The sequence below is a fragment of the Pseudomonas sp. 9.2(2024) genome (assembly GCF_039695385.1).
Lineage (GTDB): Bacteria > Pseudomonadota > Gammaproteobacteria > Pseudomonadales > Pseudomonadaceae > Aquipseudomonas > Aquipseudomonas paraglycinae.
In genome coordinates this window covers 1,942,009-1,956,437 of sequence record NZ_CP155585.1, presented here as the reverse complement: position 1 = coordinate 1,956,437, position 14,429 = coordinate 1,942,009, and the positions used below count along the sequence as shown (strand labels likewise).

Annotated in this window: 15 protein-coding genes; 6 read left to right on the top strand and 9 right to left on the bottom strand. The window is 61.6% G+C overall.

What is annotated here, in order from left to right; genetic code table 11:
• The 7 genes from flgK to ABFB52_RS08750 form a co-directional block, all read right to left on the bottom strand.
• Positions 1 to 2,046, bottom strand: a complete 2,046-nt coding sequence (gene flgK / locus ABFB52_RS08780; RefSeq protein WP_085747132.1) for a flagellar hook-associated protein FlgK — start codon at positions 2,044 to 2,046, stop codon at positions 1 to 3.
• Positions 2,047 to 2,067: 21 nt separating this feature from the next.
• Positions 2,068 to 3,360: a flagellar assembly peptidoglycan hydrolase FlgJ gene (flgJ, locus tag ABFB52_RS08775; RefSeq protein WP_129973381.1), complete on the bottom strand. Its 1,293-nt coding sequence runs from the start codon at positions 3,358 to 3,360 to the stop codon at positions 2,068 to 2,070.
• A gap of 11 nt (positions 3,361 to 3,371) precedes the next feature.
• A complete protein-coding gene (locus tag ABFB52_RS08770) occupies positions 3,372 to 4,460 on the bottom strand; it encodes a flagellar basal body P-ring protein FlgI (RefSeq protein ID WP_039765528.1) in 1,089 nt (362 codons plus the stop codon).
• 27 nt (positions 4,461 to 4,487) lie between these two features.
• A complete protein-coding gene (flgH, locus tag ABFB52_RS08765) occupies positions 4,488 to 5,183 on the bottom strand; it encodes a flagellar basal body L-ring protein FlgH (protein ID WP_085605729.1) in 696 nt (231 codons plus the stop codon).
• A 53-nt stretch (positions 5,184 to 5,236) separates the two neighbouring features.
• Positions 5,237 to 6,022 (bottom strand): flagellar basal-body rod protein FlgG, encoded by a 786-nt coding sequence (flgG, locus tag ABFB52_RS08760; RefSeq protein ID WP_007958342.1) that lies wholly within the window; start codon positions 6,020 to 6,022, stop codon positions 5,237 to 5,239.
• Positions 6,023 to 6,067: 45 nt separating this feature from the next.
• On the bottom strand, positions 6,068 to 6,808 hold the full coding sequence (locus ABFB52_RS08755) for a flagellar basal body rod protein FlgF (RefSeq protein WP_007958343.1): 741 nt from the start codon (positions 6,806 to 6,808) through the stop codon (positions 6,068 to 6,070).
• Positions 6,809 to 7,013: 205 nt separating this feature from the next.
• A complete protein-coding gene (locus ABFB52_RS08750) occupies positions 7,014 to 8,576 on the bottom strand; it encodes a sigma-54-dependent phenylalanine hydroxylase transcriptional regulator PhhR (protein ID WP_011333015.1) in 1,563 nt (520 codons plus the stop codon).
• Positions 8,577 to 8,856: 280 nt separating this feature from the next.
• Between ABFB52_RS08750 and phhA the strand changes: the two genes are divergently transcribed.
• The 6 genes from phhA (at position 8,857) to ABFB52_RS08720 (ending at position 13,281) form a co-directional block, all read left to right on the top strand.
• Complete coding sequence (gene phhA, locus ABFB52_RS08745; RefSeq protein ID WP_011333014.1) at positions 8,857 to 9,648, top strand: phenylalanine 4-monooxygenase; 792 nt, start codon at positions 8,857 to 8,859, stop codon at positions 9,646 to 9,648.
• A 110-nt stretch (positions 9,649 to 9,758) separates the two neighbouring features.
• Positions 9,759 to 10,115 carry a 4a-hydroxytetrahydrobiopterin dehydratase gene (locus tag ABFB52_RS08740; protein ID WP_003222798.1) on the top strand — a complete coding sequence of 119 codons (357 nt, stop codon included), beginning with the start codon at positions 9,759 to 9,761 and terminating at the stop codon, positions 10,113 to 10,115.
• Positions 10,115 to 11,308, top strand: a complete 1,194-nt coding sequence (locus ABFB52_RS08735) for an amino acid aminotransferase (RefSeq protein WP_129973380.1) — start codon at positions 10,115 to 10,117, stop codon at positions 11,306 to 11,308. Before ABFB52_RS08740 ends, ABFB52_RS08735 begins: the two co-directional genes overlap by 1 nt.
• A 305-nt stretch (positions 11,309 to 11,613) precedes the next feature.
• Positions 11,614 to 11,745 carry a hypothetical protein gene (locus tag ABFB52_RS08730; protein ID WP_256656677.1) on the top strand — a complete coding sequence of 44 codons (132 nt, stop codon included), beginning with the start codon at positions 11,614 to 11,616 and terminating at the stop codon, positions 11,743 to 11,745.
• A 73-nt stretch (positions 11,746 to 11,818) separates the two neighbouring features.
• A complete protein-coding gene (locus tag ABFB52_RS08725) occupies positions 11,819 to 11,998 on the top strand; it encodes a hypothetical protein (RefSeq protein ID WP_007958348.1) in 180 nt (59 codons plus the stop codon).
• Positions 11,999 to 12,093: 95 nt separating this feature from the next.
• On the top strand, positions 12,094 to 13,281 hold the full coding sequence (locus ABFB52_RS08720) for an MFS transporter (protein WP_176240490.1): 1,188 nt from the start codon (positions 12,094 to 12,096) through the stop codon (positions 13,279 to 13,281).
• Here the strand turns inward: ABFB52_RS08720 and arfB are convergent.
• Both arfB and ABFB52_RS08710 read right to left on the bottom strand, forming a co-directional pair.
• Positions 13,278 to 13,691, bottom strand: coding sequence for an alternative ribosome rescue aminoacyl-tRNA hydrolase ArfB (gene arfB / locus ABFB52_RS08715; protein ID WP_011333010.1), 414 nt, complete (start codon positions 13,689 to 13,691; stop codon positions 13,278 to 13,280). The genes ABFB52_RS08720 and arfB overlap by 4 nt on opposite strands.
• 21 nt (positions 13,692 to 13,712) lie before the next feature.
• Positions 13,713 to 14,408, bottom strand: coding sequence for a pentapeptide repeat-containing protein (locus ABFB52_RS08710; protein WP_129973379.1), 696 nt, complete (start codon positions 14,406 to 14,408; stop codon positions 13,713 to 13,715).
• Between the last annotated feature and the right edge of the window lie 21 nt (positions 14,409 to 14,429).

The following is a 14,429-nucleotide window of genomic DNA, read 5'->3' as shown; positions in this document are numbered from 1 at the left end:
TTAAAGACTGTTGATCAGCGTGGCGAAGGTTTCCTGCGCAGCTTTGATGATCTGCGAAGACGCTGTGTAGTACTGCTGATACTTGACCAGGTTGCCGGTCTCTTCGTCCAGGTTGACCTGAGACAGCGAATCACGCGCGCCCTGCGCCTGATCCAGAATGGCGGTGGTGGCCTCGATGTCGGACTTGCCTTGAGCGGCCTTGGTACCGACGTTGGTCACCAGCTTGTTGTAGGCGTCGGTCAGGCTGATGCCCTTGCTGCCCGAGCCGGTGTCCACGGTCTGCTTGGTCTGCAGACCAACCAGTGCCTGGGCGTTGCGGTTGTCCGAAGACGCCGCGCCGGTCAGACTCATGGTGAAGGTTTCGCCGGCTTTCGGCGTCGCGCCCACGGTGGTCTGCACGGTGAAGGTTTTCTGCACGTTCGGCGTGACGCTGGTATCCATCACCGGTGCGCCGGTGGAGTCGACCATGCCGATCTTCAGGTTCAGGGTGTTGGCCTGCCCCGGCACGATGGTCCCGGTGCCGATGGTGTTGCCCTTGGCATCGACCATGTTGTACGACTGGCTGCCGCTGGCGACCGCACCGAACACCAGTTTGACCGGGGTCGAATACTTGAGCGCGTTCTGCAACTCGGCCTGGGAGGTCGGGTTGTAGATATCGATGGTGTCGGTCAGCGTCGGCTGGGTGTAGGTGCCGGAATTATTGGTGCTGGCCACGCCGGTCAACGGTGCCGCCGCCGCGATTTTCTTCGGGTCGGTGAGCACGGTCTGGATGCTCGAGGCCGCGCCACGGGTCGGAGTCACCTTGAAGGTGTCACCGGCGCTCAGAGCACCGCCATTGAGGGCCAGGGTGAAACCGTCGATCACCGGAGGCGGCGTGGTCGTGGTGCTGAACGAACCCATGTCGGTGCCGTCCGAGCGCTTGACCGTGTAGTTGGTCGCGCTGGTGAAGGTGACCTGGTAATCGTTGGTGGTCAGCTTGCCGGTGTCCTTGATGGTCACGTCAAGGTTGCCCGAACCCGCGCTGTTGCCCGCCTGGGCAATGCTGCGCTGACTGATCAGCGCGGCACTGTTGATGTTGTTGAAAATCGCTGCGCCGAAGTCACCGTTCTTGTCGATGCCCTGGGCTTGCTGGCGGTTGACCTGATCGGCGATCACCAGCGCCACACGACCCAGCTCGTTGAGCGACGGGTCGAGCACTTCCTTGCGATAGCTCAGCAGACCGCCGATTTCGCCGCCACTGATCACCGAAGTGATGTCGATGGTGCTCGAACCGCGATCCATCTGGATGCCCATGCGCGACGGGTCATCCTTGCTCGGCACGGTGCTCAGGGTATTGGTGGTGTTACCGACAACCAGCGGCTGCCCGCTGCCGACGTAGACGTCGAAGCTGGTGCCGCGCTCGACGACCTGCGCGCCGACCAGCTGGGAGAGCTGGCGCACGGCTTCGTTACGGGTGTCGAGCAGATCGTTCGGCTGGCCGCCGCTGGTGGAAATCTCGCCGATTTTCTGGTTGAGATTGGCAATCGAGGTGGCCAGTTTGTTGACCTGGGCCGCCATGTCGCCAAGGTTGCCGTTGAGCGTGGTGTTCTGGTCGTTGAGCTGCTTGGCCAGTGCGTTGAAGCGGCTGGTCAGGGCTTGCGCGCCGGTCAGCACCGACTGACGGGAAGTGTCGTCGGTGGCCGAGGTCGATACGCCTTGCATCGAGGTGAAGAACTTCTGCAACACGCCGGTCAGGCCGGTGTTGGTGTCGGACAGCGAACCGTCCAGCGCTGTCGCCTGCGCGCCATAGGCGGCCGCTTCGCTGCTCAGCGAGGTGGCGGTGTGCAGCTGCGATTCGAGGTAGGAGTTGTACACCCGACGCACGTCGGCGAGGGTCGTACCGGTACCGATGAACACGTTACCGTACTGAATCGAGGACTTGGTGCCCTGCACGGTTTGCTGGCGTGAATAACCGGCGGTGTCGACGTTGGCAATGTTGTTACCTGTCACAGCCAGAGAGGAAGAACTCGCGTTCAACCCCGACATCCCGATATTGAGCAAACTCATGATTCAAACCTTACCTTGTGTTTATAAGGGCGTTGTTGGAACGCCGGCCGCAGCGTAGTTCTGATTGACCGTCATCTGCCTGGCAATCTGCGAAATCTTCGTCGCGTAGTTCGGGTCGGTCGCGTAACCGGCCTTCTGCAATTCGCGTACAAACTGTTCTGGGTTATCGGCCGACTTCAGCACATCTTGATAGCGATTATTGCTCTGCAGCAAAGTCACCAGATCGTGGAAGCTGTCCTTGTACGAGGCATAGGAACGGAACTCGGCCGTCTCCTTGACCATCTGCCCGTTGCGGAACTCGCTGGTGATCGCCCGGGCCGAATCGCCCTTCCAGTTGCTGCTCGCCTTGATGCCGAACAGGTTGTGACTGCTGCTGCCGTCCTGGGCGCGCATGACCGATTTGCCCCAACCGGTTTCCAGTGCAGCCTGAGCCACCAGATAACGCGGATCGACGCCAATGCGTGCGGCGGCTTCCTGAGCCATCGGCAGCATGGTGTTGACGAACTGGTCAGCGTTGCTGAACGCACGCTTGGCTGGCGCCAACGGGATCTGCGCCATGGCTCGGCCGTAAATCTGCATCTGCCCGCCGGAAGCCTTGTCTGCCTCGGCACGGTCAAGCCAGTCGCCGTTGTACAGCGGGCCGGAACCGGTGACGGCGGCGGTCGTGGCGCGTTGCGGCAGTTGAGTGCTCGCTGCCGGCGTGGCCGACGGTACCAGACCGGCGAGCAAGCGATCCGCCAGTTTCGGCGGCAACGCCAGACGACGCTGGTTGATCATTTCCATATCATTGCGATGGGTCAGTTCGGTGTTCGGCGCATGCACCGAACGCGACGCCCACAGTGGACGCTCGCCGTTGAGTCGCGACAACGGGCCATTGGTGGCCACGGTGCCGGCGGCAATCGGCGTGGCTACGGCAGCGGCCTTGGCTTTGGCTTCTTCCTGCTTGGCGGCGGATGCGGCCGCAGCCTCGCCCGGCGCCATCGGTTTGTTCTTCGACATCTGCTTGATCAGCACGTCGGCCAGACCGATACCACCGCCCTCGCGGGACATGGAAACCGCCAGTTGCTGGTCGTACATTTCCTGATACTGCTTGGCGGCCGGCGTGTTGAGCGGGTTGTCCTGGCCCAGAGCTTCGGTGGCCGAACGCATCGACTTGAGCATTTCACCGAGGAACAGCGATTCGAATTCCTGCGCAACCTTGCGCATGTTGCCGTCGCTGTTCTTGTCGCCGACTTTCAACTGATTCAGACGATTGAGGTCGGAGTACGAACCCGAATCGCTGCTGCTGACCAGACCGCTTTTGCGCATATCCATGGTCGCCGTCCTCAGATCACGATCAGGTCGGCTTGCAACGCGCCGGCCTGCTTCAGTGCTTCGAGGATGGCCATCAGGTCACCCGGCGCTGCGCCGACCTGGTTCACCGCCCGGACGATCTCGTCGAGGGTGGTGCCCGGGCCGAACTTGAACATCGGCTTGGCTTCCTGCTCGGCATTCACCCGCGAGCGCGGTACCACGGCGGTCTGGCCGTTGGACAGCGGGCCTGGCTGGCTGACGATCGGGTCTTCGGTGATGGTCACGGTCAGGCTGCCGTGGGTCACGGCGGCCGGCGATACCTTCACGTTCTGGCCGATGACGATGGTGCCGGTACGCGAGTTGATGATGACTTTCGCCACCGCCTGACCCGGATCCACTTCGAGGTTTTCCAGGATCGACAGGTAGTCGACGCGCTGGCTCGGATCGAGCGGTGCGGTCACACGAATCGAACCGCCGTCGATGGCCTGGGCCACGCCAGGGCCGAGCATGTCGTTGATCTTGTCGACGATGCGCTTGGCGGTGGTGAAGTCGGAACGGTTGAGGTTCAGCGTCAGGCTGTTGCCCTGGTTGAAACCGCTCGGCACCGAACGCTCGACCGACGCACCGCCAGGGATGCGACCGGCCGACGGAACGTTGACGGTGATCTTCGAACCGTCACGGCCTTCAGCGTCGAAACCGCCAACCACCAGGTTGCCCTGAGCGATGGCGTAGACGTTGCCGTCGATACCCTTGAGCGGGGTCAGCAACAGAGTGCCGCCGCGCAGGCTCTTGGAGTTACCGATGGACGACACGGTGATATCGACCTGCTGACCCGGCTTGGCGAACGCCGGCAGATCGGCACTCACCGATACCGCCGCAACGTTTTTCAGCTGCACGTTGCCCGATCCCGGCGGCACCTTGATGCCGAACTGCGAGAGCATGTTGTTGAAGGTCTGCAGGGTGAACGGGGTCTGCGTGGTCTGGTCGCCAGTGCCGTTAAGACCGACCACCAGGCCATAGCCGATCAACTGGTTGGAACGCACGCCGGAAATGCTGGCGATGTCCTTCAACCGTTCGGCTTGTGCATTGAAGGCCGCCGACAACAGGAACGCGGCCACCATGAGACTTCTGAAATTCAACGTAGCCACCTAGAAAGGGAACAGCGGGCTGAGGAAGAAACGGTCGAACCAGCCTGGCTGACTCGCATCGGCGAACGAACCGGTGCCCGAGTAGGTGATGCGCGCATCGGCGACCCGGGTCGAGGACACGGTGTTGTCGGTGGCGATGTCATCGGCCCGCACGAGACCGGCGATCCGCACCAGCTCGTCGCCGGTGTTGAGGGTCATCCACTTCTCGCCACGCACGGCGATGATGCCGTTGGGCAGCACGTCGGCAACGGTCACGGTGATCGAGCCGGTCAGGGTGTTGCCCTGGGCGGCCTTGCTGTCACCTTTGGTCGCGCGGTCGCCTTCGTAGCTGGCGCTCAGGCTCAGGTCATTGCTGCCGATCGGGTTGTTGGTGGTCGCACTGCTGCCGAACAGCGACGTCAGACCGATGCCGGTCTTGCTGTTCTTGGCCACCTGCGAGTTGGCGTTCTTGCTGGCCTGGGTCCTCTCGTTCAGGGTGATGGTGATGATGTCACCGACCCGGAACGCCTTGCGGTCGCTGTACAGGTTCTGTTCGAAACCGGCCTGATAGATCGAGCCGTTGTTGGCGGCCGACGGCAACGGTGTGCGCGGCAACACCGGGGCGTAGTAAGGATCATTGGGCTTGGGCGTCGGAGCGACGCAGCCCGCGAGCGAGACGACCCCACTCAATGCCACAACAGATACAAAGCGCTTCATGACCCTTACCTCACGGTGTTGCAGGCGACCTCATGGCCGCCTCATAGACTTGATTACAGATTCTGCGTTACGAACGAGAGCATCTGGTCGGCGGTGGAGATCACCTTGGAGTTCATCTCGTACGCGCGCTGGGTGGTGATCATGTTGACCATCTCTTCCACGGTGCTGACGTTGGAGGTTTCCAGGGTGTTCTGCAGGGTGGTACCAAAACCGTTCAGGCCGGGCGTACCGACTTGCGGTGCACCGGAAGCGGCGGTTTCCAGGAACAGGTTGTTGCCCACCGCTTGCAGACCGGCCGGGTTGATGAAGTCGGCGGTTTGCAGGTTGCCGATCACTTGCGATGCGGCGTTGCCGGCCACGGTGATCGACACGGTGCCGTCTCGGCCCACAGTGAAGGTCTGGGCGTTGTTCGGGATGACGATCGCCGGTTCCAGGGCGAAACCGCTGGCGTTGACGATCTGGCCGTTGGAGTCGAGGTGGAAAGTACCGTCACGGGTGTAGGACGTGGTGCCGTCCGGCTGCAGGATCTGGAAGAAACCGCGACCGTCGATGGCCATGTCCAGCGGCTGCTCGGTGGTTTGCAGGCTGCCGGCGGTGAAGTTTTTCTGGGTGCCGACAATGCGCACACCGGTACCCACTTGCAGACCTGACGGCAGTTCGCTGTCCTGGGTCGACTGGGCGCCTGGCTGACGCTTGATCTGGTACAGCAGGTCCTGGAACTCGGCGCGGTCACGTTTGAAACCCGTGGTCGACACGTTCGCCAGGTTGTTGGAAATGGTGGTCAGGTTGGTGTCCTGGGCGGACAGACCGGTTTTGGCAACCCATAGAGCCGGAAGCATTCGATTCTCCTCGTGCGCCTGTTTTACGGCGCGACGTTCTGATAATTAGCTGATCTGCAAGACCCGAGCCATGGCCTGGTCGTCGTCTTTGGCGGTATTCATCATCTTGACGTGCAGTTCGAACTGCTTGGCCAGGGCCAGCACCGACGTCATTTCTTCCACGGCATTGACGTTGCTCGACTCCAGGAAACCCGACACCAGTTTGACGTTGGCATCGGCCGGCGCAGGCTGGCCGTCCTTGGTGTAAATCGAACCGTCCAGGCCCTTGTTCATGTTCTTGATGTCCGGGTTGACCAGCTTGATCCGGTCGACTTCGGCCATGACGCGCGGGCCCTCGCCCATCGCACGGATGCTGATGGTGCCGTCTTCACCGACTTCCACCTGCTGCTCCGGCGGCACGGCGATCGGTCCACCATTGCCCATGACCGGCATGCCGTTGCCGGCACGCAACACGCCGAGGGCATCGATATTGAGGCTGCCGGTGCGCACGTAGCTTTCACCGCCATTAGGGTTCTGCACGGCGATCCAGCCGTTACCCGACACGGCGACGTCGAGGTCACGGCCGGTCTGCACCAGCGAGCCCGGCGTGAAGTCGGTGGCGGGCCGTTCGCTCATGGCAAACGCACGCGCCGGAAAGCTGTCACCGAACACCGGCATCGAACGCGCCTGCTCCAGGTCGCGCTGAAAACCATTGGTGGAGATGTTCGCCAGGTTGTTGGCATGAGCCTTTTGCGCCAGTGCGTTCTGGCTGGCGCCGGTCATTGCCACATAAAGGTACTTGTCCACACTCTTTCCTCTGCATGCCGGACGTTTGCCGCCCACCGCTGTACTGCTGAGCCATAAGCAATTTGCAGACCAACTTTTTTTCTGGCGGCTGAGGGCCCGGTAAACAAAGGACTTGAGGGATTTTGCGAGGATGAGGGAAATGTATCGAAGTCGAAAAACCGGCGGTGTCATGCCGCTTGGCGGCAAACACCCGATCCGGCCGTGTTCACTCGGACGCGTCCTTGCCGACTTCATACTCACGCAGCTTGTTGGCAATCGTGGTGTGCGAAACCCCGAGCCGCTTGCCCAGTTGCCGGCTGCTCGGATGCTCTGAATACAGTCGCTCCAGTACCGCCTTCTCGAAGCGCCCGACAATCTCGTCCAGCCCGCCTTCGAGGGAGAAATCGCCAAGCGGCTGACGCACGCCGTAATCCGGCAGGCGAATGTGCTCGGCCTTGACTGTGCCGCCGTCGCACAGCGAAACCGCCTGGAACAGCACGTTCTCGAGCTGCCGCACGTTGCCCGGCCAATGGTAGTGGCTGAGCCGGTCCATCGCCGCCGGCGCCAGTTTCGGTAGCGGGCAGCCGATCTGCCGGCTGGCCTGATCGAGAAAGTGCTCCACCAGCGGCGTCAAACCATCGAGGCATTCGCGCAGTGGCGGGATGTGCAGCGACAGCACGTTCAAGCGGTGATACAGATCCTGGCGAAACTCGCCTCGTGCGCACAACTCCGACAAGTCGACCTGGGTTGCGCAGATCACCCGCACATCCAGGTAAACCTCTTCATCACTGCCCACCCGCCGGAAGCAGCCGTCCTGCAGGAAGCGCAGCAATTTCACCTGCAAGCGCGGGCTCATTTCGCCGACGCCATCGAGGAACAACGTGCCGCCCGCCGTCAACTCCAGCAGCCCGAGCTTGCCTTCGGCACGCGCGCCTTCAAAGGCACCGGGGCCGTAGCCGAACAGTTCGGTCTCGGCCATCGACTCCGGCAGCCCCGCGCAGTTGAGCGCCATCAACGGCGACTGTCCGCGCGGACTCGCCAAATGGCAGGCCCGTGCCAGCAATTCTTTGCCGGTGCCGGTTTCGCCTTCAATCAATAGCGGTGCATCCAGCGGTGCCATGCGCCGTGCTTCACGCACCACCGCCGCCATCACTTTCGAGCTCTGGAAGATGCTGTCGAAGCCACGCAACTCTTGTTTGCGCACGTTATAGATGCGCTCGCCGACGCGGTCCGCACGGTGCAAGGTCAGCACGGCACCGGCCATGGCCTCGCTGTCGTCGTGTTCCGATTGCAGCGGCGCGATGTCGGCAAGAAAGATGTCGCCCTTGACCTTGACCCGCATGCCGTTGATTCGCGATTTGTTGGCGCGCACCAGTTCCGGCAGATCGAAATCCTCGGCGTAACGCGACAACGGAATCCCCGGCACCTCGTCCACCCGCACCCCGAGCAACTGCGCCGCCGCACGGTTGGCCGCCACAATAGAGCCGCCCATGTCGATCGACAGCACCGGAAATTCCAGCGCGCCGAGCAACGCATTCAACTCCATGTGCCGCCGCTCGCTGGGCATCAGCCCTACCCGCTTGACGCCGAACACCCCGGCAATCGCCTCGAACTTGGGTCGCAGCGCCTGGAACTGAATGTTGATCAGGTTCGGGCAATGCAGGTAGATCGCGTTGCCATGCTCACCGCCCACCTCGCCACGGGCGACATTGATCCCGTACTCCACCAGCAGATTGAGAATGTCGCGCAGGATGCCGATGCGATTCTGGCAGTGGACTTTGATACGCATATAAAGGCCCGAAACAGGTGAAGAGGCGGTCTGGCGCCGGAATTTTCTGCGCAGCGCGCAAGATAGTCGTCAAGATTATGTGACAGCCATCGGCCTTTTCAAACCCGACAGTCACCGCAAACACGACTTATCGCACGAAGCGTAACGAAAATTTTACGAATTAAAGAGACTTTTCCTACTCCACCAGTCTTCAACCTGCTGCAACAACGAACGTTCCGGGGTATTTCTCAGTCCATCGCAGGACATAACAAGAACGAAATTCCCCTCGCAGGAGAGCAGTATGAAGCAGACGCAATACGTGGCCCGCGAGCCCGATGCGCAAGGTTTTATCGACTACCCCGCCGAAGAACACGCGGTGTGGAACACGCTGATCACCCGCCAGTTGAAAGTGATCGAGGGTCGCGCGTGCCAGGAATACCTGGACGGTATCGAAAAACTCGGTCTGCCCCACGACCGCATTCCGCAACTGGGCGAGATCAACAAGGTGCTCGGCGAGACTACCGGTTGGCAGGTTGCCCGCGTTCCGGCGCTGATCCCCTTCCAGACCTTTTTCGAATTGCTCGCCAGCAAGCAGTTTCCGGTGGCCACGTTCATCCGCACCCGTGAAGAACTGGACTACCTGCAAGAACCCGACATTTTCCACGAGATCTTTGGCCACTGCCCGCTGCTGACCAACCCGTGGTTCGCCGAATTCACCCACACCTACGGCAAGCTCGGCCTGCAAGCCACCAAGGAAGAACGCGTTTATCTGGCGCGCCTGTACTGGATGACCATCGAGTTCGGCCTGGTCGACACCCCGCAAGGCAAACGCATCTACGGTGGCGGCATCCTGTCTTCGCCGAAAGAAACTGTTTACTCGCTGTCGGACGAGCCCGAGCATCAAGCCTTCGATCCGCTGGAAGCGATGCGCACGCCCTACCGCATCGACATCCTGCAACCGCTGTATTTCGTCCTGCCGAACCTCAAGCGCCTGTTCGACCTGGCCCACGAAGACATCATGGCCATGGTCAAGCAAGGCATGCAGCTGGGTCTGCACGCACCGAAGTTTCCGCCAAAACCAAAAGCCGCGTGACCCGCGACTTTTGCTTACAAGTGAGTCTGTCCGTCGTCGCCACTTTGGTTTAGCGTGGCGACACTGACCGCCAATATAAAAAAACACCTTCAGATTTCAGGAAGTCCACCATGTCCACTTTGAACCAAGCCCATTGCGAAGCCTGCCGTGCCGATGCCCCACAAGTCAGCGATGAAGAACTGCCGATCCTGATCAAGCAGATCCCTGACTGGAACATCGAAGTACGCGACAGCATCATGCAGCTGGAAAAAGTCTTCCTGTTCAAGAATTTCAAGCACGCGCTGGCCTTCACCAACGCCGTCGGCGAGATCTCCGAGGCCGAAGGTCACCACCCGGGTCTGCTGACCGAGTGGGGCAAAGTCACCGTGACTTGGTGGAGCCACTCGATCAAAGGCCTGCACCGCAACGACTTCATCATGGCCGCGCGCACTGACGAAGTGGCCAAGACCGCAGAAGGACGCAAGTAATGCACTTCGACGCCATCGGCCGGGTGCCCGGCGACCCGATCCTCGGCCTGATGGAGGCCTACGCGCAGGACTCCAACCCGCGCAAGTTCGACCTCGGCGTGGGCGTCTACAAGGATGCCCAGGGCCTGACGCCAATCCCCGAGGCGGTGAAAATCGCCGAGGCGCGTCTGGTCGAGAGCCAGGACACCAAAACCTACATCGGTGGCCACGGCAATCCGCTGTTCGGCAAGGTCATCAACGAGCTGGTGCTTGGTGCCGATTCGGCACTGATCGCCGAGCAACGCGCCGGCGCCACCCAGACCCCGGGTGGCACGGGCGCCCTGCGCCTGGCAGCGGATTTCATCGCGCAATGCCTGCCGGGCAAAGGCGTATGGCTGAGCAACCCGACCTGGCCGATCCACGAAACGATTTTCGCGGCCGCCGGGGTCAAGATCAGCCATTACCCGTACGTCGGCAGCGACAACCGCCTCGACGTCGATGCGATGCTCGCCGTGCTCAATGAAGTGCCGAAAGGCGATGTGGTGCTGCTGCACGCGTGCTGCCACAACCCGACCGGGTTCGACCTGAGCCACGACGACTGGCAGCGCGTGCTGGATGTGGTGCGCCGCCGCGATCTGCTGCCGCTGATCGACTTTGCCTACCAGGGCTTTGGCGACGGTCTGGAGCAGGATGCATGGTCAACCCGACTGTTCGCAGCCGAGTTACCCGAGCTGCTGATCACCAGTTCCTGCTCGAAGAACTTCGGCCTGTACCGCGACCGCACCGGTGCGTTGATCGTCAGCGCGAAAACCGCTGACAAACTCATCGACATCCGCAGCCAGTTGGCGCACATCGCCCGCAACCTGTGGTCAACGCCACCGGATCACGGCGCGGCTGTCGTGGCCACGATCCTCGCCGACCCGGAGCTGAAACGCCGCTGGGCCGACGAAGTGGAAGCCATGCGTCTGCGCATCGCCCAATTGCGCAGCGGTCTGGTGGAAGCGCTGGAACCGCACGGCCTGCGCGAGCGTTTCGCACACATCGGCGTGCAACGCGGGATGTTTTCCTACACCGGTCTGTCGCCGGAACAGGTGAAAAACCTGCGCGAGCATCACAGCGTGTACATGGTCAGCTCGGGCCGCGCCAACGTCGCCGGGATTGATGCGACGCGTCTCGACCTGCTGGCCGAAGCGATCGCCAGCGTCTGCAACTAACCCTCTCCGTGATCGTTCCCACGCTCTGCGTGGGAATGCAGCCCGGGACGCTCTGCGTCCCTGCCGAAGCGGACGCAGAGCGTCCATTGAGGCATTCCCACGCGGAGCGTGGGAACGATCATCGCGAGCAGGCTCGCTCCCACATTCGCCCTGCGTCACCCTGTCGCACTTGTCTAGACAATCCCGCCCGTCGAAACAAATGGATTTAAAAATCTGTTTGTCACTTTTCCTGCTGTATCCTTCGCAGGCTTTCTGAAAGCGCGGATCTACCAGATCTATCAACAGACTTAGCGAGGAGCGCAACCATGCACGAGATTCCGAATCTCCCCTTCCCAAGCCTGCACGAAACTGAGCAGACGACCACGCAACAAGCCGGTGCCCAACAGCCCGAGCCGAAAGAAGCCACCGACAGCCGTCCGGCCGACAGCGAAGAGTAAGCAACACCCGCCGTACAGACCGTGTGGAAAGCGCTAACATGCGCTTTCCACACTGCCTGAAACCTGAGCTGCCATGTCCAAAGAATTCGATGAACAACAGGCCGAGATCCTGATCGGTGCCACCGAAAAGATGATCGAGATCTGGAGCCGTCTCTCGCCCGAGAAACAGGCCGCCCTGCTCGCCCGTTTCGGCAGCGAAGAAAACGCGCTGGCCGCACTGGTCACCACGCAATTGGTCGCCCCGGCCAAATAGTTTTACTTTTCCCCGCCCCAGACGCGTCCGCATCGGTATCATGAGCAGCCTATCTATTCTGCTCTTCCCGTGGATCGTAATTCATGTCGTCCTCTATGCCAGAACCCCAGCGTCCCCTGGCGGTCACGCTGCAAGTCGTTTCCATCGTCCTGTTCACCTTCATCGGCTACCTGAACATCGGCATTCCGCTGGCGGTGCTGCCAGGTTATGTGCACAGCGACCTGGGCTTCGGCGCGGTCATCGCCGGGCTGGTGATCAGCGTGCAATACCTCGCTACCCTGCTCAGCCGTCCGTATGCCGGCAAGATCATCGACAACCAGGGCAGTAAACGTGCGGTGATGATTGGTCTGGCCGGGTGTGGCTTGAGCGGTGTGTTCATGCTGATTTCGGCATGGACACCCCACCTGCCGCTGCTAAGCCTGATCAGCCTGTTCGTCGGCCGTCTGGTGCTGGGCAGCGCTGAAAGCCTGGTCGGCTCAGGCTCGATCGGCTGGGGCATCGGCCGGGTCGGCGCCGCCAACACCGCCAAAGTCATCTCGTGGAACGGCATCGCCAGTTACGGTGCGCTGGCGGTCGGTGCGCCGCTCGGGGTATGGCTGGTCAGCCGTTTTGGCTTGTGGAGCATGGGCGTGAGCATTCTGTTGCTGGCCACGCTGGGGCTGTTGCTGGCCTGGCCGAAAACCGCCGCGCCGATCGTGGCCGGCGAGCGTCTGCCGTTCATGCACGTGCTCGGGCGCGTCTTCCCGCACGGCTGCGGACTGGCGCTGGGCTCGATCGGTTTCGGCACCATCGCCACCTTCATCACCCTGTATTACGCCACGCAGCACTGGGATAACGCGGTGCTGTGCCTGAGCCTGTTCGGCGCCAGCTTCATTGGTGCGCGGCTGCTGTTCGGCAACCTGATCAACCGCCTCGGCGGCTTTCGCGTGGCGATTGCCTGCCTGTCGGTGGAAACCCTGGGTCTGCTGTTGTTGTGGCTGGCGCCGGACGCGCATTGGGCATTGGCCGGTGCGGCATTGAGCGGTTTCGGTTTCTCGCTGGTGTTCCCGGCGCTGGGCGTGGAAGCCGTGAACCTGGTGCCAGCCTCCAGTCGAGGTGCGGCGGTCGGGGCGTATTCGCTGTTCATCGACTTGTCGCTGGGCGTCACTGGGCCGCTGGCGGGTGCGATTGCAGCGGGCTTCGGTTTTGCCTCGATATTCCTGTTCGCCGCCCTCGCCGCGCTGAGCGGTCTGGCATTGAGCGTCTATCTGTACCGCCACACGGCTAAGTACCGCGAAGACTAGAAATCCACCTTGCCGCGCCCGGCCTTGATGCTGCCGCGCTTGGTTTTCGATTCGAGCCGACGCTTCTTTGAACCCAGCGTCGGCTTGGTTGGCCGGCGCTTCTTCTCGACCTTGGTGGCGCTGAGAATCAGCTCGGTCAGACGCTCCAGCGCATCGGCGCGGTTCTGTTCCTGCGTGCGATATTGCTGGGCCTTGATGATCAGCACACCGTCGCCGGTGATGCGACTGTCGCGCAGCGCCAGCAGCCGCTCCTTGTAGAACTCGGGCAAGGACGAGGCCGGAATGTCGAAGCGCAGGTGCACGGCGCTGGAGACCTTGTTGACGTTCTGCCCTCCGGCGCCCTGGGCGCGGATGTACGTCAGTTCGATCTCTGCGTCCGGCAGATGCACATTGTTGGAAATCACCAGCATGGAAACTCTACCTTCAAGTCGCTAAGCGACAGACAACCCCAGTTCGGACAACAGCATCGATGCCTGGGCCCGGGAAATCACCGCCCCTTTGAACAGTTTGGCATCGTTGAGCCGAAAACCGCTCAAATCGGCACCGCGCAGGTCGGCATCGGTGAACCTTGCGCCATTGATGCGTGCATGCGCCAGACTGCACTCGACGAACTCGGCCTTGCGAAAGTCGGCATCGCTCAAGTCCGCATCGGAGAAATCCAGACCGTTCAACGTCGTGCGGGCGAACGACATGCCGGCCAGAAATGCGCTGTTGAGTCGGGTCTCACTGAACGACAGACCCAGACTGGAGGTGTGACTGAAGTTGGCACCGGTCAACTTGCAGCCGGTGAAAGCGACCTGCGCCAGTTTCGCCCGCTGCCAGCGTGTGTTGTTCAAATCGCAACTGCTGAACGAGGCCTCCAGCAACTGCGCCGCTTCGAACACTGCGTGGGCACCCCGGCAGCCCTTCCATTGAGTCGCTTCGAGGCGGGCACCGAGAAATTGCGTGCGCAGCAGAATGCAGCGCTGGAAATCGGCGCGATCCAGCGTCAGTCGCGACAGATCGACATCGGTGAAATCCACCCCGATAAACCGCAGCGGCAAGCGCTGGGACGCGATCAACGCCTGCACATCATCACGCGTCAGCGCGTCTCCTTCGACCTCGTAGTGCGTTTGCACCTGATCCATGCCCGACTCCTTCGCGATTCA